We start from the raw sequence: 20,940 nt of genomic DNA, 5'->3' as shown, positions 1-20,940 counted from the left end.
AACGTGTGGGTCAAAAAGTAAGCCCGGTGGGTCTTAGAATTGGTATTATTCGCGATTGGGAATCCAAGTGGTATGCTGAGAAAGATTTCGGCGACCTGCTGATGGAAGACGTTAAAATTCGTGAATATCTGAAGAACAAGCTGAAAGATTCTGCAGTGTCCCATATCGATATCGAGCGCGCGGCTAATCGCGTTAACGTGACGATTCATACAGCTAAGCCTGGTATGGTTATCGGTAAAGGTGGAGCGGAAGTTGAAAACATCCGTAACTACATTGCCAACATGACAGGTAAGAAAGTACACATCAACATTGCTGAAGTGAAAAACCCTGAGCTCGACGCTGTCCTCGTTGCAGAAAGCATTGCACAACAGCTTGAGCGCCGCGTATCTTTCCGTCGTGCTATGAAACAAGCGATGCAAAGAACGCAAAGAGCGGGAGCTAAAGGAATTAAAGTTTCGACCAGCGGTCGTCTGGGCGGAGCGGAGATTGCCCGTACGGAAGGATACAGCGAAGGAACAGTTCCACTCCACACGCTTCGTGCGGATATCGATTATGGTACAGCTGAAGCGCACACGACCTACGGACGGATCGGCGTGAAAGTATGGATCTATCGTGGAGAGGTACTTCCGACAGCTAAGAAAAAGGCTCAATCGGAAGGAGGCAACTAATCATGTTAGTACCTAAACGTGTAAAACACCGTAAAGAACACCGCGGTAAAATGAGAGGTCGCGCTAAAGGCGGCACTGAAGTTGTGTTCGGCGAATACGGTCTCCAGGCTCTCGAGCCTGCGTGGATCACAAACCGTCAGATCGAAGCAGCACGTATTGCCATGACTCGTTACATCAAGCGTGGCGGTAAAGTGTGGATCAAAATCTTCCCTTCGAAGCCAATCACCCAAAAGCCTCTTGAAGTTCGGATGGGTAGCGGTAAAGGTAACGTTGAGAAATGGGTTAGCGTAGTAAAACCAGGTAAAGTTATGTTCGAACTTGCCGGTGTTAGCGAAGAAGTTGCTCGCGAAGCTATGCGTCTTGCTATGCACAAGCTTCCCGTTAAATGTAAGTTCGTGAAGAAAGAAGAAGTGGGTGGTGAAGCACATGAAGGCTAGTGAATTCCGCAACTTAACCACTGCTGAGATTGAACAAAGAATTAACGGTTTCAAGGAAGAACTTTTTAACCTCCGTTTTCAACTAGCTACCGGACAACTGGATAACCCGGTTCAAATTCAGAAGCTGCGCAAAGAAATCGCCCGTGCGAAAACAGTTTTGCGTGAAAGAGAACTCGGGATTGGTTAAGCAAATTCAGAAGGGAGGGCTCGTATATGGCAGAGCGTAACGAACGTAAAGTCCAAACCGGTAAAGTGGTCAGCGACAAAATGGATAAAACCATCGTTGTTGCCGTGGAAACTTACAAAAAACACGACTTGTACCACAAGCGGATTAAATATACGAAGAAGTTTAAAGCTCACGATGAGAACAATGAAGCGCAAATTGGCGACACCGTGAAAATCATGGAAACTCGCCCATTGTCTAAAGACAAGCGTTTCCGTCTCGTTGAGATCGTTGAAAAAGCAGTTATTGTTTAACCAACAGGTATAATCCGAAAGGAGGGACTAACATGATTCAACCATTATCTCGTTTGAAGGTTGCGGACAACTCCGGTGCGAAACAGCTGATGTGCATTCGTGTGCTTGGCGGTACTGGTCGTCGTGTAGGCAATATCGGTGATTTGATCATCTGCTCTGTGAAAGAAGCAACACCAGGGGGCGTTGTCAAAAAAGGTGATGTAGTCAAAGCGGTAATCGTTCGTACGAAGAGCGGAGCTCGTCGTAAAGACGGATCTTACATCACATTTGATGAGAACGCGGCAGTTATCGTAAAAGATGATAAGAGCCCTCGTGGAACTCGTATTTTCGGACCAGTTGCTCGTGAACTTCGTGATAGAGACTTCATGAAGATCGTTTCTCTTGCTCCTGAGGTTATCTAACACAGGCAGCTCAATTAAATTGCGGCGCGGCTTTCTTCTGGAAAGTCCGGCAGCTCTTACGAAGTTAGCTTTCTTACGAAAGCTTAGGAGGTGTAATCAACATGCCAAGAACGAAAAAGAGACTTGAGTCTCATAACCATAAACTGCATGTAAAGAAAGACGACACAGTTTTTGTTATCTCCGGCAAAGACAAAGGTAAGAAAGGTCGCGTTCTCGCAGCTTACCCGCGTGAAAATCGTGTTCTGGTCGAAGGCGTGAACATGATCAAGAAACATGCGAAACCTTCCCAACAGAATCCTCAAGGCGGAATCATTACTCAAGAAGCTGCAATTCACGCTTCCAACGTAATGCTCGTGGATCCTAAGAGCGGTAAACCGACTCGTGTAGGTTACAAGGTCCTTGAGAACGGAACTAAAGTACGTATTGCGAAAAAATCCGGCGAAGCTATCGATTAATCGACTAAGTGCGGAAAGGAGGCACCAGAATGGCAGCAAGAATGAAAGATCGTTTCTTGAATGAAATCACTCCTGCTCTGATGCAGAAGTTTAACTACACTACTGTTATGCAAGTTCCTAAGATCGAGAAAGTTGTCATCAACATGGGGGTTGGTGAGGCTGTATCGAACTCCAAGGTGCTCGACAGTGCCGTAGAGGATCTGCAAAAAATCGCGGGTCAAAAACCGGTAATCACTCGTGCGAAGAAATCCATCGCGGGTTTCAAACTTCGTGAGAACATGCCGATCGGCGTTAAAGTAACACTGCGCGGCCAACGCATGTATCAATTCCTGGACAAATTGTTCAACGTATCGCTTCCGCGCGTACGTGACTTCCGTGGAGTTTCCTCCAAAGCGTTCGACGGACGCGGTAACTACACGCTTGGTCTTAAAGAGCAATTGATCTTCCCAGAGATCGAATACGATCAAATTGATAAAGTTCGTGGTATGGATATCGTAATCGTAACGACTGCGAATACGGACGAAGAAGCTCGTGAACTGCTTACCCAACTCGGAATGCCGTTTGTGAAGTAAGAACAAATCATCACGGAGCTTTCGGAAGGAAGCCCCTGCCGATAATGATCGGAGAGAGTTTTCAGGCGAAAACTTGTAGGAGGTGTAATTTAAGTGGCAAAAACTTCGATGAAAATCAAGCAACAACGTCCCCCTAAGTTCAAAGTGCAGGCGTATACTCGCTGCGAACGTTGCGGCCGCCCGCATTCCGTTCTCCGCAAATTTAAAATTTGCAGAATTTGTTTCCGTGAACTAGCATATAAAGGCCAGATTCCAGGTGTGCGTAAAGCAAGCTGGTAATCCACTTATTTTCGGGAAGGAGGTTCACATCCATGGTTATGTCTGATCCAATTGCAGATATGCTTACACGCATTCGTAATGCAAACATTGTTCGTCACGAGACGGTAGAAATTCCGGCCTCCAAGATCAAGAAAGAGATTGCTGAAATCCTCAAAAATGAAGGTTTCATCCGTGACGCTGAATTCGTAGAAGATAACAAGCAGGGCATCATCCGCTTGTTCCTGAAATACGGTCCGAATAACGAGCGCGTAATCACCGGTTTGAAACGTATCAGCAAACCTGGTCTGCGCGTATACACAAAATCCCAAGAGATCCCTCGGGTACTTGGCGGTCTGGGTATCGCTATCATCTCCACTTCCGGTGGCGTGATGACGGACAAAGACGCTCGTCAAGCAAAATCCGGCGGAGAGGTTCTCTGCTACGTTTGGTAATTTAGACTCGATTGAATGGAGGTGCAAACATGTCTCGTATTGGTCGCAAACCAATCACTGTTCCAAGTGGCGTTGACGTAAAGCTTGAGAACACGACAATCACGGTAAAAGGACCGAAAGGAACCCTTTCCCGCGAACTTCACAAAGATATGAAGGTATCCGTACAAGACAATGTCATTACGGTTGAAAGACCTTCTGATCATAAACTGCATCGTTCCCTGCACGGCACGACTCGCAGCGTATTGAACAACATGGTTACAGGAGTAACGCAAGGTTTCGAGAAGAATCTGGAGCTTGTTGGCGTAGGTTACCGTGCTAACAAAACCGGAAACAAACTCGTCCTGAACGTAGGTTACTCTCACCCGGTTGAAATCAACCCTGAAGGCGGAATCGAATTCGACGTACCAAGCAACACGAAAGTGATTGTTAAAGGTATCGATAAAGAACTCGTTGGCGCTACTGCTGCCCAAATCCGTGCCGTTCGTGAACCTGAACCGTATAAAGGTAAAGGTATTAAGTACGAAGGCGAACGCATTATCCGCAAAGAAGGTAAAGCTGGTAAGAAGAAGTAAGGCGGCCTAAGGCCGGCCTGACATCGGAATATAGATGAAAGGAGTGCAACCCATGATTACTAAAGGCGATAAGAATAAAGCACGTCTGAAAAGACATCTGCGTGTTCGTAAGAAAATTCAAGGGACGACAGCACGTCCTCGCTTGAACATTTTCCGCTCTGAAAAGCACATGTATGCGCAAATCATTGACGATGTGAACGGAGTAACAGTGGCATCGGCATCCACTCAGGACAAAGAGCTTAAAGAGGTTAGCAACGGCGGTAACGTCGAAGCTGCTCGTAAAGTCGGCGAACTGGTTGCGAATCGTGCGAAAGAAAAAGGCGTGAGCCAAGTAGTATTTGACCGCGGCGGATATCTCTATCACGGACGTGTTCAGGCTCTGGCCGAAGCAGCTCGTGAAGCTGGTCTAGAATTCTAAGAAAACATCTCATAAGGAGGTAAACGACTTGCGTGTAGATCCTAACACTTTAGAGCTGACTGAAAAAGTTGTTCATATTAATCGCGTTGCTAAAGTTGTAAAGGGCGGACGTCGCTTTAGCTTTAGCGCTCTTGTCGTAGTAGGCGATGGTAACGGCTATGTCGGCGCTGGTATCGGTAAAGCTTCCGAAGTTCCTGATGCAATCCGCAAAGGAATCGAAGATGCTAAGAAGAACCTCGTCCACGTTCCTATCGTTGGAACTACGATTCCTCACCTTGTAACTGGTCATTTCGGCGCTGGACGTGTGCTGCTGAAACCAGCATCTGAAGGTACCGGTGTTATTGCTGGCGGCCCTGTTCGTGCAGTACTCGAACTTGCCGGCGTTGGCGACATTTTAACAAAATCCCTGGGTTCTTCGAACTCCATGAACATGGTGAACGCTACTTTAGAAGGTCTTTCCCGTCTGAAGAGAGCGGAAGAAGTAGCCAAACTTCGCGGCAAAACCGTTGAAGAGTTGATGGGTTAAGGAGGATAAACATGTCTAAACTTCAAATTACCCTTAAGCGTAGTCTGATCGGACGTCCAGAAACACAGAAGAAGACGGTTCAGGCTCTTGGTCTCAGAAAGCTGAACCATTCTGTTGTTCAAAGCGACAATGAAGCAATCCGTGGTATGATTAATCAAGTCAGCCACCTTATCGAAGTTAAAGAAATTCAAGCATAAGTAACACATTCAATCTGGAGGAGGTGCAACTATGAAATTACATGAGCTGAGCTCTGCAGAAGGCGCACGCCACACTCGCAAGCGTCTCGGTCGCGGTGTAGGTAGCGGACTCGGAAAAACTTCCGGACGCGGTCACAAAGGTCAGAACGCCCGTTCCGGCGGTGGTGTTCGTCCAGGCTTTGAAGGTGGACAAAACCCACTTTACCGTCGTCTCCCTAAGCGTGGTTTCGTGAACCCAACGCGTAAGGAATTTGCTATCGTTAACCTGGAAGACCTGAATAAGTTCGAAGCTGGTACGGAAGTAACTCCTGAGCTTCTGATGGAAACGGGTGTTGTAAAATCACCTAAAGATGGAATTAAGATTCTTGGAAACGGCGAACTCACTGTAAAGCTTACAGTTAAGGCGAACAAGTTTTCCCAATCTGCGGTAGATAAAATCCAGGCTGCCGGCGGTCAATCCGAGGTGATTTAATGTTCCGGACCCTGTCCAACATCTTTAAAGTAGAGGATTTGCGTAAGAGAATCATTTTCACGCTTCTCGTGTTAATCATCTACAGAATCGGCGCCTTCATTCCGGTTCCCAATATCAATGCAGAGCTTCTGAAGCTGCAGGATCAGGCCAACCAGAATAGCGTGTTCGGGCTGCTGAATACTTTCTCCGGCGGAGCGCTTTTCCAGTTCTCCATCTTCTCGATGTCGATCTTTCCGTACATTACGGCTTCGATTATCGTTCAACTACTGTCCATGGACGTTGTTCCAAGGCTTACACAGTGGGCGAAAGAGGGAGAAGTGGGGAGAAAGAAATCGGCCCAGCTTACTCGCTACTTAACGGTTGTGCTTGGCGTGATTCAAGCTTATGGATATGCGATCATGTTTAACAACTCCTTCCAGGGGCTTGTGATCAATCCTAGCTTTGCTACCTATTCTCTGATAGCGATTGTCTTGACGGCAGGAACGATGTTCCTGATGTGGTTAGGTGAGCAGATCACTGAAAAAGGGATCGGAAACGGGATTTCGATTATTATCTTCGCGGGAATCGTAGCTGCTATTCCGACAGGAATCAGTCAGATTTACCAGACGCAGTTTGCGAATGCAGGAGATGCCCTGTTCCTGAACATCTTGAAAATCGTCCTCATTCTGATCGTAGTAGTAGCCATCATCGTGGGCGTTATCTACGTTCAGCAGGGAGTTCGGAAGATACCCGTACAATACGCTAAACGTGTTGTAGGGAGGAAAATGTACGGCGGACAGAGCACGCACATTCCCATGAAAGTGAATGCTGCAGGAGTAATTCCGGTCATCTTTGCCGTATCACTGCTTCAATTCCCGACGATTATTGCAGGTTTCTGGGCGGGGAATCCATTTGCGGATTGGATTATCCGCAATCTAAGCATTAACAATTCGGCGCCGATTGCGCTTGCTCTATATGTACTACTGATTGTCGGCTTCACCTATTTCTACACGTTTGTACAGATTAATCCGGTGCAAATGGCTGATCAAATGAAGAAGAACGGCGGTTATATTCCAGGCGTTCGTCCCGGAAAACCAACTTCCAGCTACCTGACAAGAGTAATGTCTAGAATTACTTTGTCCGGCGCCTTCTTCCTGGCTTTCATCTCGATTCTCCCAATGATCTTCGGGGCTCTGGCAGGTTTGCCAACTTCGGTTCGGATCGGCGGAACTTCACTTCTCATCCTTGTGGGTGTGGCATTGGAGACGTTGAAAACAGTAGAAAGCCAACTGATCAAACGTCATTACAAAGGATTTATCAACAAATAGCAATAGGTTCTGATGTAGGCACTTTGTTGCGGCATCGGCACCTATTGTGCTGTTCGTACTACTAAGTGCCGAAGGAGGGAAAAACGTGAACGTTTTATTTATGGGTCCTCCGGGTGCGGGTAAAGGTACTCAGGCGGAGAAAATTGTCAGCGAATTTCAGATTCCTCACATTTCAACCGGCGATGCCTTTAGATTGGCAATGAGTCAAGGGACGCCGCTCGGCATAGAAGCTAAATCCTATGTCGATCAAGGCAAACTTGTTCCAGACGAAATCACTAACGGTATTGTTCGTGAACGTCTGCAGCAGCCGGATTGCGACAAGGGATTTCTTCTCGATGGTTTTCCGCGTACGATTGCTCAAGCGGAAGCTTTGGATGAGATCCTGCAATCTCTGGGTAAGCGAATCGATCACGTCATTAATTTGAAAGTGGATCGCAGCTTCCTGCTGGCCAGACTGACCGGTCGCCGTATCTGCAAATCCTGCGGCGCCACGTATCACGTGATTTTCAATCCTCCGAAGCAGGAAGGCGTATGCGACAAATGCTCCGGCGAATTGTATCAGAGATCCGATGATACGGAAGAGAAAGTCGGTACCCGCTTGGACGAATACACGTCGAAGACAGCACCGCTTCTTGAGTACTACCAGAAACGTAACGTATTGCGCGAGGTTGATGGGGAGCAGGAAATCGAGGATGTAACTTCCCAAATCAGTTCATTGCTGCGAGGTCATTCTGAATGATCATTTGTAAGTCCGAAGTAGAGTTGGAACTTATGCGTGAGGCAGGTCGAATCGTAGCCGAGACCCACAAGTTGATGGCTGAATCGGTTCGTCCGGGCATTACGACTAAGGACCTGGATAAAATCGCTGAGGAATACATTCGCAGTCAAGGTGCCGTACCCTCTTTCAAAGGCTACAACGGTTTCTCTGGCAGCATCTGCACTTCAGTTAATGAAGAATTGGTGCACGGCATTCCCGGCAGCCGCAACTTAGTCGAAGGCGACGTTATCAGCATTGATATCGGGGCACAATATAAAGGATATCATGGTGATTCGGCCTGGACTTATGGCGTCGGTGAAATTTCTGAAACCGCAAAGAAACTTCTGGAAGTAACTGAACGTTCGCTGTTTGCCGGATTGGCGGAAGCCAAACCGGACGCTCGGCTGTATACGATCTCACACGCCATACAGCAAGTGATCGAAGACGCGGGTTTCTCGGTTGTTCGTGAATATGTCGGTCACGGGATCGGCACGGAGCTTCACGAAGATCCGCAGATTCCCAACTATGGGATTCGGGACAAAGGCCCCCGGCTTAAACCCGGTATGGTACTTGCAATCGAGCCTATGGTGAACGTCGGACAGCGATTCGTAAAGACACTCGAGGATGATTGGACCGTAGTTACCGTAGATAATTCCTTATGTGCACATTTCGAACATACCATTGCCATTACGGCAGACGGTTATGAAATATTAACCCAGCTGAAGGCATAGGTGACCGAATTGGTAGATCAGGAACAGCTGCCGCAGCCCGGTCAAATCGTAAAAATTCTCCGAGGCAAAGATCAAGGTCAATATGCGATTATCATCCGAGCGGAGGATTCCAGATTCGTTTGGATCGCCGATGGTGATAAACGCAGATTCGACCAGCCGAAGAAGAAGAATGTTCAGCATCTTCAGCTTCAGTCCAAGATCAGCGGAGAAGTTTCCAGAAGTTTAACGGAAAGCAGCCGTGTTACGAATGCCAAGTTAAGACATGCGGTGAAGAAGTTTATCGACAGTCTACAATCTGAGGCAGATGAGAAAGGAGAATAATCGGTGGCTAAAGAAGATGTAATTGAAGTGGAAGGTACAGTAATCGAACCTCTTCCGAACGCAATGTTTAAGGTAGAGCTTGAGAACGGACATAAAATCTTGGCCCATGTTTCCGGAAAGATCAGAATGCACTTCATTCGGATTTTACCTGGCGACAAGGTTACTGTAGAATTATCCCCATATGACTTGACGAGAGGTCGTATAACCTATCGGTTCAAATAAATAGCTGCAACGCCGCAGTCTTAGCCGACATAGCGGCCAACCCTTACGAAGCAAGTTTGCGGTGGCAAACTCTCAGGAGGTAATAAACATGAAGGTAAGACCGTCGGTCAAGCCGATCTGCGAAAAATGCAAAGTCATTCGTCGCAAAGGCAATGTCATGGTAATTTGTGAAAACCCGAAACATAAACAAAAACAAGGTTAAAAGGAGGTGCACGTTCAACAATGGCACGTATTGCTGGTGTAGACTTACCGCGTGACAAGCGCGTTGAAATCGCATTGACGTACATTTTTGGTATCGGTAAAACGACTTCTCAGAAAGTTCTGAGCCAAACTGGCGTTGACGCATCCACTCGTGTTCGCGATCTTACGGAAGAAGAAGTAAGCAAAATTCGTGAAGTTATCGACAAAACGATCAAAGTGGAAGGCGACCTTCGTCGCGAAATCGCTCTGAACATCAAACGTCTGGTTGAAATCGGATGCTACCGTGGTATCCGTCATCGTCGTGGCCTGCCTGTTCGTGGTCAACGCACGAAAACCAATGCTCGTACACGTAAAGGTCCTCGTCGGACTGTAGCTAACAAGAAGAAATAATAAAGGGGGTTAGAGTGAACAATGGCTAAACCTAAAAAAGTCGTCCGTACGAAACGTCGTGACCGTAAAAATATTGAATCCGGTGTGGCACACATCCGTTCCACATTCAACAATACAATCGTAACGATCACGGATCCTCATGGAAACGCGCTTTCCTGGGCAAGTGCCGGTAACCTGGGCTTCAAAGGATCCCGTAAAAGCACTCCGTTTGCTGCGCAAATGGCTGCTGAATCTGCAGCTAGAGCCGCTATGGAACATGGTCTGAAAGTTGTTGAAGTCATGGTTAAAGGCCCTGGTGCCGGCCGTGAAGCAGCAATTCGTTCTTTGCAGGCTGCTGGTCTCGAAGTCAACCTGATTAAGGACGTAACACCAATTCCGCATAACGGTTGCCGTCCTCCAAAACGTCGTCGCGTGTAATTTCAAGTCGGCATGTGGTATAAATATTCTAAACATGTGAATAATGATGTTGAAGGATAGGCATACTACATCGTTTATGGAAATGTTCCAGGGTAACGACGTTTTGAAGGAGGGTTAATTTCATGATCGAAATCGAAAAGCCAAAAATAGAGACCGTATCTTTAAGCGAAGACGGAGCTTACGGCAAATTCGTCGTAGAACCGCTGGAACGCGGATACGGGACCACATTAGGTAACTCACTACGTCGTATCTTACTGTCTTCACTACCGGGTGCTGCGGTTAGCTCCGTACAAATCGACGGAGTTCTCCATGAATTCTCGACTATTCCGGGAGTTATGGAGGACGTAACGGAGATTATTCTGAATCTGAAAGGTCTTTCTTTGAAAATCCATTCAGACGAAGAAAAAGTATTGGAGATCGACGCCGAAGGAGAAGGTAGAATCACAGCTGCTGATATTCGCGGAGATAGTGATGTGGAGATCTTGAACCCGGATCTTCATATCGCGACTCTATCGTCTGACTCTCGTCTTCATATGAGAATTCATGCGAACAGAGGCCGCGGTTATGTGCCGGCTGATAAGAACAAACGGGATGAGCAGCTTATTGGCGTCATTCCGGTTGACTCGATCTACACTCCGATCACGCGTGTGAACTACACGGTAGAGAACACTCGTGTCGGCCAAGTGACGAACTACGACAAACTAACCCTCGAAGTGTGGTCGGACGGAAGTATTCGCCCTGAGGAAGCAGTAAGTCTTGGTGCGAAGATTCTGACGGAACACCTAATGCTCTTTGTTGGATTAACCGATGAAGCTAAAGATGCGGAGATCATGGTAGAGAAAGAAGAAGATAAGAAAGAGAAAGTTCTCGAGATGACGATCGAGGAACTGGATCTTTCCGTTCGTTCTTACAACTGCCTGAAGCGTGCCGGTATCAATACCGTGCAAGAGCTGATCACCAAAACCGAAGAAGATATGATGAAAGTGCGTAACCTTGGCCGTAAATCCCTTGAAGAAGTTCAAGAGAAGCTCGAAGAGCTGGGTCTTGGCCTGCGTACGGAAGAATAATCACCTCAGAAGGAGGGTTAAGACATGGCATATCAAAAGTTAGGCCGTGACTCCAGTGCGCGGAAAGCATTGTTCCGCGACCTCGTAACGGACCTTTTCATTAACGAGCGCATTCAAACAACTGAAGCGAAAGCGAAAGAAGTTCGCTCTATCGCCGAGAAGCTCATTACATTAGCGAAACGTGGAGATCTGCATGCTCGTCGTCAAGTAGCTGCATTTGTTCGTCGTGAAACCGCAGGAGACCAGGATGCAATCCAGAAGTTGTTCTCCGAGCTGGCAACTCGCTATGCTGAGCGTCCAGGTGGATACACACGTATCCTGAAACTGGGACCTCGTCGTGGAGATGCTGCTCCTATGGTATATCTGGAACTGGTAGACCGGGCGTAACGAAGGGTGGGAAAGGGTGGACAGAATCTTTGGATTCTGCTGAAGCCCTTTTTTTGCAATCTGACCGGATTGTGCTCACCTCCCGATCAACCTGTCCGTTCGGTATACGGAGGGTATGGTTTCGTGAGAAATATAAGAATAACGGTAAGTTATGACGGCACCTCGTACTCGGGTTTTCAGACGCAGCCTCATGGCAATACGGTCCAGGATTATCTGGAACGGGCCATCCGGATGCTGTCCGGGGAGACGGTGAAGATCACCTCATCGGGGCGGACGGACGCTGGCGTTCACGCCCGCGCTCAGGTGATCAACTTCACCACAGCCTCCCAGATCCCCGCAGAACGCTGGTGCCTTGCTCTTAATTCCAGGCTTCCGAAAGATATCGTTGCGCTTCGTGCGGATGAAGTGCCCTTATCTTTTCATGCCCGCAAGTCGGCAAAAAGAAAAACCTATTCCTATACGATCCGTACTGCGCGGATACCGGATACTTTTCAACGCCGATACCAATTCCACCATCCCAACCCTTTGGATGTGGATGCCATGAGAGACGCTCTAGCGGCGATCCTAGGCACGCACGACTTCTCCTCGTTCTGTTCGGTCAAAACCGTAGCCGAATCGCGTATTCGTACGATTTATGACGCTTGGATCGTTGAAGAAACGGATCAAATGTCTGTCGAGCCCAACCAGCCGGGGCAGCTTCGCTTTTATTTCACCGGTAGCGGTTTTCTCTACAACATGGTCCGGATTCTCGTGGGAACATTGATACAAATCGGGGAAGGCAAACGCCCAGCCGAAGAAATGGCTGCGATTTTGAGGGGACGTAACCGGGCGCTTGCGGGCCCGACAGCCGAAGCCCACGGGCTGATGCTGTGGAATGTAGAATACGCGGAATAATGTAATTTAATTCTTGCTATTCCCTGGACTATGCTGTAAAATATGTGATGGTGTTTCTTGAAGGGCTACCCCACGGCCCCGACTTCAAAAACACCCGAAGATTCAAGACGTATTTTAACCTATGACTATGTTTGTTAATAAAGTTCGGAGATATATTTTTAGGAGGATCAGAGCATGCGTACCACATATATGGCTAAGCCGAATGAAGTTGAACGCAAATGGTACATCATTGATGCTACCGGCAAGACGCTCGGACGTCTGGCTAGTGAAGCTGCAAGCATTATCCGCGGCAAACACAAACCGCAATTCACCCCGCACGTGGATTCCGGAGATTTCGTAATCATTATCAACGCTGAGAAGATTCATCTGACCGGCAACAAACTGCAAGACAAGAAATACTACCGTCACTCGATGCACCCAGGTGGTCTGAAAGTTACGACAGCTCAAGATATGCTGAACAAAAAGCCTGAGCGTGTACTGGAACTTGCTATTCATGGCATGCTGCCTAAGACACGTCTTGGCAACAGCATGAAGCTGAAGCTGAAAGTATATGCAGGCGCGGAACATCCACACCAAGCACAACAACCAGAAGTTTGGGAACTTCGGGGTTAATTGAAAGGGAGGACTGACTTGTGGCACAAGTTCAATACTACGGAACCGGTCGTCGTAAGCATTCGGTAGCACGTGTACGTCTAGTACCGGGCGAAGGACGCATCATCATCAACAAACGTGACCTTAACGAATACTTCGGCCTGGAAACGCTGAAACTAATCGTGAAACAACCTCTGACGCTGACCGAAACAATCGGCAAGTACGATGTACTCGTACTGGCTAACGGCGGCGGAATGAGCGGACAAGCCGGCGCAATCCGCCATGGCATCTCCCGCGCACTGCTTAAAGCAGATCCTGAATTCCGCGGTTCTCTGAAACGCGCTGGATTCTTGACTCGTGATCCACGTATGAAAGAACGTAAGAAGTACGGCTTGAAAGCAGCTCGTCGTGCACCTCAGTTCTCGAAACGTTAAGATCGGTTATACAAAGCAAACCCTTCTGGGTACAGAAATGTACCGGAAGGGTTTTTTTGTGTTCTTTTGACCGTTCCGGATAAATGATCCTTTTCTCGTTCGTTATAACACTCTATAATTCCGACATAACGCACGAACTTATCGGCCTTTTGTTCAATATGATAAAAAGATCGTCTTTAGGCTATTGACAACACTAAGTTGTGATTTATAATGAAATAAAATAACAAAACAGATTAGGATACTCGGAATTAAAATAGGAGGGTACAAATATGAATTTGTTCGAAAAGGAAGCGTTAGTGAACAAAGCCGCTGAGGAATTCGAGAACCAGTCACCCGAAGAACTTATTCGTTGGGCGGTTAACACATTCCCTAGCATTACGCTCGCTTGCAGCTTTGGTGCGGAAGATGTAGTCTTGGTGGATATGCTGCACAAAGTGAGCCCGGAAACTGACATTTTCTATCTGGACACTAATGTGCATTTTCAGGAGACGTACAATACAAGAGATCGTTTAGAGGATCACTATCAAAAATCTTTTATTCAAGTTCTCCCTAAGCTAACACTGGAAGAGCAAGCGGCTCAGTACGGCGCCGAACTGTGGTTGTCCGCTCCGAACGAATGCTGCAACATCCGCAAGGTGGATCCCTTAACGGACATTTTAAAAAATTACGACGCATGGATTACGGGAATCCGCAGGGATCAAGCACCGACCCGGGCAAATGCCAAAAAGGTTGAATATGATGTAAAATTCGGGCTTGTTAAATTTAACCCACTTGCTGGCTGGACATCGGACGATGTTTGGGAGTACATTCGTTCCAACGGTATTATTTATAACGCTCTGCATGATCAGAACTTCCCTAGTATCGGGTGCAGCCACTGCACGAATCCGGTCGCTCCGGGTGAAGACCCGCGTGCGGGCCGCTGGGCAGGCAATGATAAAACGGAATGCGGACTTCATAAGTAAGCGAGTAACCGACATTATTAGAAGACTAAAGGAGAGACATCCATGCCATCTTCAATCGCGCCTCACGGCGGCACTTTAATTAATCGCCTGATTACGGGAAGCGAACGCGAAAAACTTCTTGCAGCGGCGGGAGACCTGCCTCAAATCCGCATAAACAATTGGGCCATTTCCGACCTTGATCTTATTGGAGTAGGAGCATTTTCCCCGCTAACCGGTTTTCTGAATGAAGAAGATTACCATTCGGTTGTCGAACGCATGCGTTTGGCCGATGGCACCGTATGGAGCATACCTGTGACCCTGGCGGTTGAAGAGGCTGCTGCGGAGGAGCTCGCTGTCGGTACGCAAGCGGCTTTGGTGGGAGAAGAGGACGGCGTCGTATACGGTCTTATAGACGTGGCGAGCATTTACAAGGCCGATCAGCAGCTCGAAGCCCGTCAAGTCTTTAAAACGGACGATAAGGAGCATCCTGGGGTACAGAAGCTGTTATCGAGGTCGTCTACCTATATCGGGGGCCCTGTGCAGGTGTTGAATAGACCGAAGCCGGCCAAGTTCGAAGATTTTTACTACGATCCGGCCGAGACTCGTCGAATTTTTGCCGAGAAGAACTGGCGGACTATCGTAGGATTCCAAACCCGTAATCCGGTCCACCGGGCGCATGAATATATTCAAAAATCGGCTATGGAAATCGTCGATGCCCTGTTTCTGAATCCGTTGGTTGGCGAAACCAAGTCCGATGATATTTCCGCAGATGTCCGGATGAAAAGCTACTTCGTTCTCCTTGAAAATTATTATCCTTCGGATCGTGCTTTTCTCGGTGTTTTTCCGGCTGCCATGCGCTACGCGGGTCCGCGGGAAGCGATTTTCCATGCTTTGGTCCGCAAAAACTACGGCTGTACCCATTTTATCGTAGGCCGCGACCATGCGGGTGTAGGCGATTACTACGGTACTTATGAAGCCCAGGAAATCTTCAGTAACTTTACACCGGAAGAAATCGGCATTACGCCTCTTTTCTTCGAGCATAGCTTTTACTGCACGAAGTGCGGGAATATGGCATCGAGCAAAACTTGCCCGCACGACAAAGCTGACCACCTGCACCTGTCGGGCACGAAAGTACGCGCCTTGCTGCGTGACGGCCAATGTCCGCCCCAGGAGTTCACACGCCCGGAAGTGGCGAAAGTGCTCATAGACGGCATGTCAGAGCCTGTAGGCATGTCCGCGCAGTAGGTATAATTGTCCACCCTGTCCCATATAGATGAATGGAGTCTATTGGGGAACAGAGGTGGATTTTTCATGCGGAGACCAAGAAAAAGGTTTGTCGTATGGCTGACCTGGGACAGCGGCATCAAGATCATCATGGCAGCCCTGCTGGTTATGCTGATGGCCTTTATGTACACCTACGAGCTGCCCTCGACACGAACATGGAGCGAATGGTCCATGCCTCTTTCAGGGAAGACGATTGCTCTGGATGCCGGGCACGGAGGACCTGACGGAGGGGCGATCAGCCAATCCGGCGTAATAGAGAAGGATATCAACCTCGCGATCACTTTGTATTTGCGTGATTATTTGCAGCAGGCCGGCGCTATGGTGGTGATGACAAGGGAAACGGATACGGATTTGGCCCAAGAGGGAACGAAGGGACTCAGCCGCCGGAAAACAGAAGATTTGTTAAGCCGCGCCGAATTCATAAACGGCAAGAAAGCCGACTTGTTTATCAGCGTCCACTTGAACAGCATTCCGTCCGATAAGTGGAGGGGCGCACAAACGTTCTACTATCCGAACCATCCGGACAACGCAACCTTGTCCACACTCATTCAGAACGAACTCAAAAAAAATCTGGAAAATACGGAGCGTGTCGCCAAAAAGGCCGATACCGGCGTTTATTTGCTGAAAACCTTGAAAATGCCGAGTGCGCTCGTCGAAGTCGGGTTTTTATCCAATCCGGAGGAATCGAGGCTGCTGGCCGACGATAAGTATCAAAAGAAAGTTGCCGCGTCCGTTTATCAAGCGATTCTGCGTTATTTCTCCGGGGAGAAAGTGCGTTCGTCCTAATCGGTATGTTATAATGATCTGAACAGAAATAAGCCTACCGAGGTGGAACAGATGGTGACCAAAGAGCTTATCCGGCAATCGCTTCAGCCTATAACAGATCCGACTTACGGAGCTTCTATCGTAGAACTGAACTTCGTTAAAGACGTGGTCATTAAAGAGAACCGTGTTTCTCTTACGTGTGTTTTGTCCGTTACGGATGAAAGCTACAAAGCAAGTATAAAAGAACGCATTGAATCCGCTTTGTCCCAAATCGGAGCCGAAGGGGTTCATATTCGTTTTCGTGAAATAACGGATTATGAGAAAAACCAGCTCTCCGCTTATGAGGGTGCATCTGAGACGGGAAGCTTTGAGACTGCCGACACCAATGCCGGAACGGGACAAGAAGCGGCTCCTTTGCTGAAACCCGATTCCCTCGTCAATTTTATTGCCGTCGCAAGCGGTAAGGGCGGCGTAGGGAAGTCTACCGTAACGGCGAATCTCGCTGTTGCTTTGGCGCGTCTCGGTAAGAGAGTGGGAATTATGGATGCGGACATCTACGGCTTCAGTATTCCGGATATGATGGGAATAGAGGAACAGCCTCAGCTTGTTAATAACCGGATTATCCCCGTAGAAAAATTCGGCGTTAAAGTTATCTCCATGGGTTTCTTTGTGGAGGATAATTCGCCGGTGATCTGGCGGGGACCTATGCTGGGCAAGATGCTCCATAACTTCTTCCACGAAGTGGACTGGGGAGAACTGGACTACCTGCTGCTCGATCTGCCTCCCGGTACGGGCGACATCGCGCTGGATATTCATCAGCTTCTGCCGCAAAGCAAAGAGATCCTAGTTACGACCCCTCATGCTACTGCCGCATTTGTAGCAGCCAGAGCGGGTGCCATGGCCGTGCATACCAAACATGAGATTATCGGTGTGGTGGAGAACATGGCTTACTACGAGTGCTCCAAATGCGGGGAGAAGGACTACGTCTTCGGCCGCGGCGGCGGGGGCATGCTGGCGGAACAGCTGCATACCCGATTGCTTGCTCAAATTCCATTGGGCGCACCGGACAATCATATTTCCGAGCCGGATTATTCCCCGTCGGTTTACAAAGAAGATTCCACCACCGGCCAACTTTATCTGGAGCTGGCACGGAGTGTCGTTCAACAGACTCAAAAGGACTGATGCGCAAGCATCAGTCCTTTTTTTAATATTCGGAGTCCTGATCCTTCTTACCCTTTTTGTTCGGGGATTCCTTCTCATCCTGGCCTTGATCTCCTTGATCGCCTTCCTGGCCTTGATCTTGTTTGCTTTTTTGGTCCCCCTGGCCCTGTTGACCGCCTTCGCCTCCGGATCCTTGTCCGCCCTTACCGCCTTGTCCTCCGCCCTGTCCACCTTTTCCCCCTTGGCCACCCTGGCTTTGGCCGCCGGCACCTTTAGGTACGATGCCCTCTTCCATGACTTTTCTCATAATGGTGAGCATCTGAGCTTGGAACAAGGGGCTCTGGAATGATTCCTGAATGACATTCATCATCTGTTGGCGGTATTGGGTCGTCCGGGTCAGTTCCATCATGAGCTGCTGGTATTCCGGATTTTTCATGACTTGCAGGAGCTGTTTCTGATACTCCGGATCTTTCATGAGATCCTTGTGGAGCTGCTTATTCTGCGTACTCACTGCCTTGGCGAAATCACCGGCGAAACGAGGGTCTTTCATCATATCCCTTACGAATTTACTGCTTTCCGTGCTGGTCAGAACATCCTTAACCGCCGTTTGCATCTGCAATTTTTGACCGTCGGTCAACATGCTGACAGAGGAATTGCCCGAACCTGCCGAAGATAAGCCGGAGCGGGCCGCTTTATCGATCGCCGCGCGGCCCTCGTCCGACTTTAGAATGTCAAGCACCATGGATTTGGTTTCTTTATAATTGCCCTGGGACGATGAAGACCCCTGTGAAGAATTATCGGAACTGCAGGAAGCCAAGAGAATAACTGCAACTAAGGCAGGAACATAACGCACTGTTTTCCGATTCATTGTGCACACAAGCTCCTTTCCCCTAAATTAGTACCGTTAGTATGTGTGGGGGGGAGCCTTTTCATAAACGGATGAAATGGTTGATTGCTGAGAAAGTTGGGCGGATTTGGCCGTTTCAAGAAAATGTATGTACAGGAACCGGGGGAGTTAATAAACCTGTTTAAACGACTGTTCTTCCACGGCTTTATTTTCAGTCTGCGCCTGTTTCATCAGCTCCGTGACCGTCACGAATTCATACCCCTTGCTCTTAAGCTGGTCAATAATGGCGGGAAGGGCTTCATGGGTTTGTTTACAGGAGTCGCTGGCATGGAGCAGAACGATATCGCCGGGATGCGCTTTACTTACAACGCGGTTGATAATGGTATCCACTCCGGGATTTTTCCAATCCAGTGAATCCGTATCCCATTGAATAACTTTATATCCCAGCTGGTCCGCAATACCGAGAACCCGTTTGTCGAAATCGCCGTTGGGCATACGAATCAGATTCGGACTTTTGCCGGTAAACTCCTTTAGGACTCCGTCAGCGGTCTGAATTTGTTTGCGGATCTCTTCGTCTCCCAGACTGCTGTAGTTTACATGCTTATGGCCGTGACTTCCGATCTCATACCCGTTCTTGATAATTCGGTTTACAATATCGGGGTGGCTTTTGCTCCAGGGCGAGGAAAGAAAGAACGTCGCGTTTTTGATACCTTTTTGCTCCAGCACATCCAGGATCGGATCTGTACGCGTTTCCCCCCACGAGATGTCGAACGTCAACGCAATCTGTTTCTTTTCCGTTTTGACATTGTAAATTGCCGCGGGACCCCCGCTTGAAAAAACGGCCATATTCCCCCGTTCGGAATAGACGATACCTGCGGCGAAAACTACGGCGACACCGATAAAGACGGCTTGTTTTATTTTCTTGCCGTTAAAGACGTAAAAATGGCTCACGATTGCTCTGGCCTCCTTCTCCTTGGGCTTGTATTCCGGCTTAGTAAAATGTATGCTCGTACCATCGAGTTATGCGTTAAAGAGAAAGGAGAACAGGAAATTGAAGTGGAGAGAGCTGTTTAAGCATTTCGGAGAAATGAAGCATTACCTGATTGCTTCCGTTTTGGTTTTCGCAGCCGGTTTAGTACTGGGGACTATGTATCCGGACCGCTTTCAGGCTTTTCTGGACCAGCAGATGAAGGGCCTGGAGAAAATTTCGGAACTGGTTAAAGGCAAAGAAAATCTTAACCTCTGGTTGTTTATCGTTATTTTTCTGAACAATGCGATCAAGTCATTGATGTTCGTATACCTAGGATTGTTTTTCGGTATTCTTCCCTTAATGGTGCTCCTGGTAAACGGGATGCTGTTGGGGTATGTCATTCAATATCAGATGGAAGCGCAGAGCCTTGCTTATGTTCTAAAAGGAATCCTGCCGCATGGAATTCTAGAGATTCCGGCTATTATCGTGGCCTGCGCCTACGGACTTCGACTCGGTATTCTTGTTATCAAAATGATCGGGGGACTCTTCTCTTCCAAAAGAAGCGGGAACGCCGCGGCAGAGTTTAAGCGTGTTATGAGGCTGACCCGACCGTTAATTTTGCTTGTCGTAGGAACGTTGCTCCTTGCGGCTGTCGTGGAAAGCACAGTGACTCTGTGGCTTTTAAAAGGATAACAATTGTAAAAATTTTCTTGAACCCCGTCATAAAAATGACAAAACATGAGCATAACAGTAAAGCGGAACGGTTGCCTGCGTCCGAATGGGGGCAGGAGCCTTCTCGCTGTTGTGGATGCAGAGTCGATTTTGAGGGGAGCTAGAATAAGTTGATGCTTGGATTTCTTTTTAATGACAGGGAATGCAGAGAACTGGACTATGTGCTAAGGAAAGAATTAGACGAAATGCTCTTCGACCTTAACGATAAGAGAATGGACGAGGAGATTAAGAAAGCTATAGAATCCCGATATAAGGTTATCTTCCGGATGTACGCCAGGCTTGCTTCGCCGAGGGAAATATCTAAGTACGCCAGGAACCGGGTCCAGCATCAAAAAAAGTCTTGACTTAAGTTGAACTTTCATGGTAAATTAAATTTCGCTGATTCGACAAAGTTTTCATTTAACAAACCAAGCAAAAAAGAATTTCGAAAAAAAGCTTGCAATGAATAGTCGATCTGTGGTATATTGAGAAAGTCGCCGCTGAAAGTTAGCGGGTTAAGACGAGGTTACAAAACGATAGAAATTGTCCTTTGAAAACTGAACAACGAGTGATTGAAGCGTCTCAAGCAATTGAGACATTAATGAGAAGAAATTCTCGTCAGCAACGAATTTTTGAG

The 20,940-nt window shown here is 48.0% G+C and carries 35 protein-coding genes; 33 read left to right on the top strand and 2 right to left on the bottom strand.

Translation table 11 applies throughout. From position 1 onward, the window contains the following. Window positions 1-5 precede the first annotated feature (5 nt). From rpsC to ABH899_RS27740, 31 genes are all read left to right on the top strand, one after another. The gene (rpsC, locus tag ABH899_RS27890; RefSeq protein WP_009676810.1) at window positions 6-668 is read left to right on the top strand and encodes a 30S ribosomal protein S3; all 663 of its coding nucleotides are present in this window, start codon (window positions 6-8) and stop codon (window positions 666-668) included. Window positions 669-670: 2 nt separating this feature from the next. After that, window positions 671-1,105, top strand: a complete 435-nt coding sequence (gene rplP / locus ABH899_RS27885; protein WP_009676823.1) for a 50S ribosomal protein L16 — start codon at window positions 671-673, stop codon at window positions 1,103-1,105. Further along, window positions 1,095-1,292, top strand: a complete 198-nt coding sequence (rpmC, locus tag ABH899_RS27880) for a 50S ribosomal protein L29 (RefSeq protein ID WP_009676819.1) — start codon at window positions 1,095-1,097, stop codon at window positions 1,290-1,292. The genes rplP and rpmC overlap by 11 nt, the downstream gene beginning before the upstream one ends. A gap of 26 nt (window positions 1,293-1,318) precedes the next feature. After that, window positions 1,319-1,582, top strand: coding sequence for a 30S ribosomal protein S17 (gene rpsQ, locus ABH899_RS27875; RefSeq protein ID WP_009676813.1), 264 nt, complete (start codon window positions 1,319-1,321; stop codon window positions 1,580-1,582). 32 nt (window positions 1,583-1,614) lie between these two features. Next, the gene (rplN, locus tag ABH899_RS27870) at window positions 1,615-1,983 is read left to right on the top strand and encodes a 50S ribosomal protein L14 (RefSeq protein ID WP_103998005.1); all 369 of its coding nucleotides are present in this window, start codon (window positions 1,615-1,617) and stop codon (window positions 1,981-1,983) included. Between the two features lie 101 nt (window positions 1,984-2,084). Beyond that, entirely contained in the window at window positions 2,085-2,438 is a 354-nt protein-coding gene (gene rplX / locus ABH899_RS27865; protein ID WP_009676802.1) for a 50S ribosomal protein L24, read from the top strand. 29 nt (window positions 2,439-2,467) lie between these two features. Then, the gene (rplE, locus tag ABH899_RS27860; protein ID WP_042235534.1) at window positions 2,468-3,010 is read left to right on the top strand and encodes a 50S ribosomal protein L5; all 543 of its coding nucleotides are present in this window, start codon (window positions 2,468-2,470) and stop codon (window positions 3,008-3,010) included. 93 nt (window positions 3,011-3,103) lie between these two features. After that, entirely contained in the window at window positions 3,104-3,289 is a 186-nt protein-coding gene (locus tag ABH899_RS27855) for a type Z 30S ribosomal protein S14 (RefSeq protein ID WP_040953112.1), read from the top strand. A gap of 32 nt (window positions 3,290-3,321) precedes the next feature. Next, window positions 3,322-3,720, top strand: a complete 399-nt coding sequence (gene rpsH / locus ABH899_RS27850; protein ID WP_009676818.1) for a 30S ribosomal protein S8 — start codon at window positions 3,322-3,324, stop codon at window positions 3,718-3,720. Window positions 3,721-3,749: 29 nt separating this feature from the next. Further along, the gene (rplF, locus tag ABH899_RS27845; RefSeq protein ID WP_370002076.1) at window positions 3,750-4,292 is read left to right on the top strand and encodes a 50S ribosomal protein L6; all 543 of its coding nucleotides are present in this window, start codon (window positions 3,750-3,752) and stop codon (window positions 4,290-4,292) included. A 52-nt stretch (window positions 4,293-4,344) separates the two neighbouring features. Then, window positions 4,345-4,710 carry a 50S ribosomal protein L18 gene (gene rplR, locus ABH899_RS27840; RefSeq protein WP_009676825.1) on the top strand — a complete coding sequence of 122 codons (366 nt, stop codon included), beginning with the start codon at window positions 4,345-4,347 and terminating at the stop codon, window positions 4,708-4,710. Window positions 4,711-4,738: 28 nt separating this feature from the next. After that, window positions 4,739-5,236, top strand: coding sequence for a 30S ribosomal protein S5 (gene rpsE / locus ABH899_RS27835; RefSeq protein WP_370002074.1), 498 nt, complete (start codon window positions 4,739-4,741; stop codon window positions 5,234-5,236). Between the two features lie 11 nt (window positions 5,237-5,247). Next, window positions 5,248-5,433: a 50S ribosomal protein L30 gene (gene rpmD / locus ABH899_RS27830; RefSeq protein WP_009676811.1), complete on the top strand. Its 186-nt coding sequence runs from the start codon at window positions 5,248-5,250 to the stop codon at window positions 5,431-5,433. Window positions 5,434-5,464: 31 nt separating this feature from the next. Further along, entirely contained in the window at window positions 5,465-5,905 is a 441-nt protein-coding gene (gene rplO, locus ABH899_RS27825) for a 50S ribosomal protein L15 (RefSeq protein WP_009676816.1), read from the top strand. After that, on the top strand, window positions 5,905-7,212 hold the full coding sequence (gene secY / locus ABH899_RS27820; RefSeq protein WP_009676812.1) for a preprotein translocase subunit SecY: 1,308 nt from the start codon (window positions 5,905-5,907) through the stop codon (window positions 7,210-7,212). Before rplO ends, secY begins: the two co-directional genes overlap by 1 nt. An 85-nt stretch (window positions 7,213-7,297) precedes the next feature. Continuing rightward, entirely contained in the window at window positions 7,298-7,951 is a 654-nt protein-coding gene (locus ABH899_RS27815; RefSeq protein WP_370002071.1) for an adenylate kinase, read from the top strand. Further along, a complete protein-coding gene (map, locus tag ABH899_RS27810) occupies window positions 7,948-8,700 on the top strand; it encodes a type I methionyl aminopeptidase (protein WP_370002069.1) in 753 nt (250 codons plus the stop codon). Before ABH899_RS27815 ends, map begins: the two co-directional genes overlap by 4 nt. Before the next feature lie 9 nt (window positions 8,701-8,709). Next, window positions 8,710-9,021, top strand: coding sequence for a KOW domain-containing RNA-binding protein (locus tag ABH899_RS27805; protein ID WP_009676822.1), 312 nt, complete (start codon window positions 8,710-8,712; stop codon window positions 9,019-9,021). A gap of 3 nt (window positions 9,022-9,024) precedes the next feature. Further along, window positions 9,025-9,243: a translation initiation factor IF-1 gene (gene infA, locus ABH899_RS27800; protein WP_009676800.1), complete on the top strand. Its 219-nt coding sequence runs from the start codon at window positions 9,025-9,027 to the stop codon at window positions 9,241-9,243. Window positions 9,244-9,331: 88 nt separating this feature from the next. Next, complete coding sequence (rpmJ, locus tag ABH899_RS27795) at window positions 9,332-9,445, top strand: 50S ribosomal protein L36 (RefSeq protein WP_003333770.1); 114 nt, start codon at window positions 9,332-9,334, stop codon at window positions 9,443-9,445. Window positions 9,446-9,465: 20 nt separating this feature from the next. Beyond that, window positions 9,466-9,834, top strand: coding sequence for a 30S ribosomal protein S13 (gene rpsM / locus ABH899_RS27790; protein ID WP_016423661.1), 369 nt, complete (start codon window positions 9,466-9,468; stop codon window positions 9,832-9,834). 21 nt (window positions 9,835-9,855) lie between these two features. Next, window positions 9,856-10,251, top strand: a complete 396-nt coding sequence (gene rpsK / locus ABH899_RS27785; RefSeq protein ID WP_016423660.1) for a 30S ribosomal protein S11 — start codon at window positions 9,856-9,858, stop codon at window positions 10,249-10,251. A gap of 122 nt (window positions 10,252-10,373) precedes the next feature. Next, window positions 10,374-11,318 carry a DNA-directed RNA polymerase subunit alpha gene (locus ABH899_RS27780; RefSeq protein ID WP_009676831.1) on the top strand — a complete coding sequence of 315 codons (945 nt, stop codon included), beginning with the start codon at window positions 10,374-10,376 and terminating at the stop codon, window positions 11,316-11,318. A 24-nt stretch (window positions 11,319-11,342) separates the two neighbouring features. Continuing rightward, window positions 11,343-11,705 carry a 50S ribosomal protein L17 gene (rplQ, locus tag ABH899_RS27775; protein WP_009676799.1) on the top strand — a complete coding sequence of 121 codons (363 nt, stop codon included), beginning with the start codon at window positions 11,343-11,345 and terminating at the stop codon, window positions 11,703-11,705. Between the two features lie 123 nt (window positions 11,706-11,828). After that, window positions 11,829-12,599, top strand: a complete 771-nt coding sequence (gene truA, locus ABH899_RS27770; RefSeq protein WP_009676806.1) for a tRNA pseudouridine(38-40) synthase TruA — start codon at window positions 11,829-11,831, stop codon at window positions 12,597-12,599. A gap of 174 nt (window positions 12,600-12,773) precedes the next feature. Next, window positions 12,774-13,211 carry a 50S ribosomal protein L13 gene (gene rplM, locus ABH899_RS27765; protein ID WP_042235549.1) on the top strand — a complete coding sequence of 146 codons (438 nt, stop codon included), beginning with the start codon at window positions 12,774-12,776 and terminating at the stop codon, window positions 13,209-13,211. A gap of 20 nt (window positions 13,212-13,231) precedes the next feature. After that, window positions 13,232-13,624: a 30S ribosomal protein S9 gene (rpsI, locus tag ABH899_RS27760; RefSeq protein WP_009676832.1), complete on the top strand. Its 393-nt coding sequence runs from the start codon at window positions 13,232-13,234 to the stop codon at window positions 13,622-13,624. A 269-nt stretch (window positions 13,625-13,893) separates the two neighbouring features. Continuing rightward, window positions 13,894-14,586, top strand: a complete 693-nt coding sequence (locus ABH899_RS27755) for a phosphoadenylyl-sulfate reductase (protein WP_370002064.1) — start codon at window positions 13,894-13,896, stop codon at window positions 14,584-14,586. 42 nt (window positions 14,587-14,628) lie between these two features. Continuing rightward, entirely contained in the window at window positions 14,629-15,810 is a 1,182-nt protein-coding gene (gene sat, locus ABH899_RS27750; protein ID WP_370002062.1) for a sulfate adenylyltransferase, read from the top strand. Window positions 15,811-15,876: 66 nt separating this feature from the next. Next, a complete protein-coding gene (cwlD, locus tag ABH899_RS27745; RefSeq protein WP_009676805.1) occupies window positions 15,877-16,635 on the top strand; it encodes an N-acetylmuramoyl-L-alanine amidase CwlD in 759 nt (252 codons plus the stop codon). A gap of 51 nt (window positions 16,636-16,686) precedes the next feature. Continuing rightward, window positions 16,687-17,796, top strand: a complete 1,110-nt coding sequence (locus tag ABH899_RS27740; protein ID WP_370002060.1) for an Mrp/NBP35 family ATP-binding protein — start codon at window positions 16,687-16,689, stop codon at window positions 17,794-17,796. A 22-nt stretch (window positions 17,797-17,818) separates the two neighbouring features. Here the strand turns inward: ABH899_RS27740 and gerD are convergent, their stop codons facing one another. Both gerD and pdaB read right to left on the bottom strand, forming a co-directional pair. Further along, complete coding sequence (gene gerD, locus ABH899_RS27735) at window positions 17,819-18,643, bottom strand: spore germination lipoprotein GerD (protein WP_009676827.1); 825 nt, start codon at window positions 18,641-18,643, stop codon at window positions 17,819-17,821. Window positions 18,644-18,790: 147 nt separating this feature from the next. Continuing rightward, window positions 18,791-19,573 carry a polysaccharide deacetylase family sporulation protein PdaB gene (gene pdaB, locus ABH899_RS27730; protein WP_218231793.1) on the bottom strand — a complete coding sequence of 261 codons (783 nt, stop codon included), beginning with the start codon at window positions 19,571-19,573 and terminating at the stop codon, window positions 18,791-18,793. Between the two features lie 100 nt (window positions 19,574-19,673). Between pdaB and ABH899_RS27725 the strand changes: the two genes are divergently transcribed. Together ABH899_RS27725 and ABH899_RS27720 are read left to right on the top strand one after the other, a co-directional pair. After that, complete coding sequence (locus tag ABH899_RS27725) at window positions 19,674-20,285, top strand: stage II sporulation protein M (RefSeq protein ID WP_009676815.1); 612 nt, start codon at window positions 19,674-19,676, stop codon at window positions 20,283-20,285. Between the two features lie 152 nt (window positions 20,286-20,437). Then, on the top strand, window positions 20,438-20,668 hold the full coding sequence (locus tag ABH899_RS27720; protein WP_009676794.1) for a hypothetical protein: 231 nt from the start codon (window positions 20,438-20,440) through the stop codon (window positions 20,666-20,668). Window positions 20,669-20,940 lie beyond the last annotated feature (272 nt).

Origin of the sequence: Paenibacillus sp. RC84, from assembly GCF_041260495.1 — a bacterium.
GTDB lineage: Bacteria > Bacillota > Bacilli > Paenibacillales > NBRC-103111 > Paenibacillus_F.
This window is presented reverse-complemented; position numbering and strand designations above follow the sequence as displayed.

Bases quoted from the DNA above. Each gene is read 5' to 3' on its own strand.
- rplP (WP_009676823.1), top strand. From the start codon at position 671: ATGTTAGTACCTAAACGTGTAAAACACCGTAAAGAACACCGCGGTAAA.
- rpmC (WP_009676819.1), top strand. From the start codon at position 1,095: ATGAAGGCTAGTGAATTCCGCAACTTAACCACTGCTGAGATTGAACAA.
- rpsQ (WP_009676813.1), top strand. From the start codon at position 1,319: ATGGCAGAGCGTAACGAACGTAAAGTCCAAACCGGTAAAGTGGTCAGC.
- rplN (WP_103998005.1), top strand. From the start codon at position 1,615: ATGATTCAACCATTATCTCGTTTGAAGGTTGCGGACAACTCCGGTGCG.
- rplX (WP_009676802.1), top strand. From the start codon at position 2,085: ATGCCAAGAACGAAAAAGAGACTTGAGTCTCATAACCATAAACTGCAT.
- rplE (WP_042235534.1), top strand. From the start codon at position 2,468: ATGGCAGCAAGAATGAAAGATCGTTTCTTGAATGAAATCACTCCTGCT.
- rpsH (WP_009676818.1), top strand. From the start codon at position 3,322: ATGGTTATGTCTGATCCAATTGCAGATATGCTTACACGCATTCGTAAT.
- rplF (WP_370002076.1), top strand. From the start codon at position 3,750: ATGTCTCGTATTGGTCGCAAACCAATCACTGTTCCAAGTGGCGTTGAC.
- rplR (WP_009676825.1), top strand. From the start codon at position 4,345: ATGATTACTAAAGGCGATAAGAATAAAGCACGTCTGAAAAGACATCTG.
- rpmD (WP_009676811.1), top strand. From the start codon at position 5,248: ATGTCTAAACTTCAAATTACCCTTAAGCGTAGTCTGATCGGACGTCCA.
- rplO (WP_009676816.1), top strand. From the start codon at position 5,465: ATGAAATTACATGAGCTGAGCTCTGCAGAAGGCGCACGCCACACTCGC.
- secY (WP_009676812.1), top strand. From the start codon at position 5,905: ATGTTCCGGACCCTGTCCAACATCTTTAAAGTAGAGGATTTGCGTAAG.
- map (WP_370002069.1), top strand. From the start codon at position 7,948: ATGATCATTTGTAAGTCCGAAGTAGAGTTGGAACTTATGCGTGAGGCA.
- rpmJ (WP_003333770.1), top strand. From the start codon at position 9,332: ATGAAGGTAAGACCGTCGGTCAAGCCGATCTGCGAAAAATGCAAAGTC.
- rpsM (WP_016423661.1), top strand. From the start codon at position 9,466: ATGGCACGTATTGCTGGTGTAGACTTACCGCGTGACAAGCGCGTTGAA.
- rpsK (WP_016423660.1), top strand. From the start codon at position 9,856: ATGGCTAAACCTAAAAAAGTCGTCCGTACGAAACGTCGTGACCGTAAA.
- ABH899_RS27780 (WP_009676831.1), top strand. From the start codon at position 10,374: ATGATCGAAATCGAAAAGCCAAAAATAGAGACCGTATCTTTAAGCGAA.
- rplQ (WP_009676799.1), top strand. From the start codon at position 11,343: ATGGCATATCAAAAGTTAGGCCGTGACTCCAGTGCGCGGAAAGCATTG.
- rplM (WP_042235549.1), top strand. From the start codon at position 12,774: ATGCGTACCACATATATGGCTAAGCCGAATGAAGTTGAACGCAAATGG.
- ABH899_RS27755 (WP_370002064.1), top strand. From the start codon at position 13,894: ATGAATTTGTTCGAAAAGGAAGCGTTAGTGAACAAAGCCGCTGAGGAA.
- sat (WP_370002062.1), top strand. From the start codon at position 14,629: ATGCCATCTTCAATCGCGCCTCACGGCGGCACTTTAATTAATCGCCTG.
- cwlD (WP_009676805.1), top strand. From the start codon at position 15,877: ATGCGGAGACCAAGAAAAAGGTTTGTCGTATGGCTGACCTGGGACAGC.
- ABH899_RS27740 (WP_370002060.1), top strand. From the start codon at position 16,687: ATGGTGACCAAAGAGCTTATCCGGCAATCGCTTCAGCCTATAACAGAT.
- gerD (WP_009676827.1), bottom strand. From the start codon at position 18,643: ATGAATCGGAAAACAGTGCGTTATGTTCCTGCCTTAGTTGCAGTTATT.
- ABH899_RS27720 (WP_009676794.1), top strand. From the start codon at position 20,438: ATGCTTGGATTTCTTTTTAATGACAGGGAATGCAGAGAACTGGACTAT.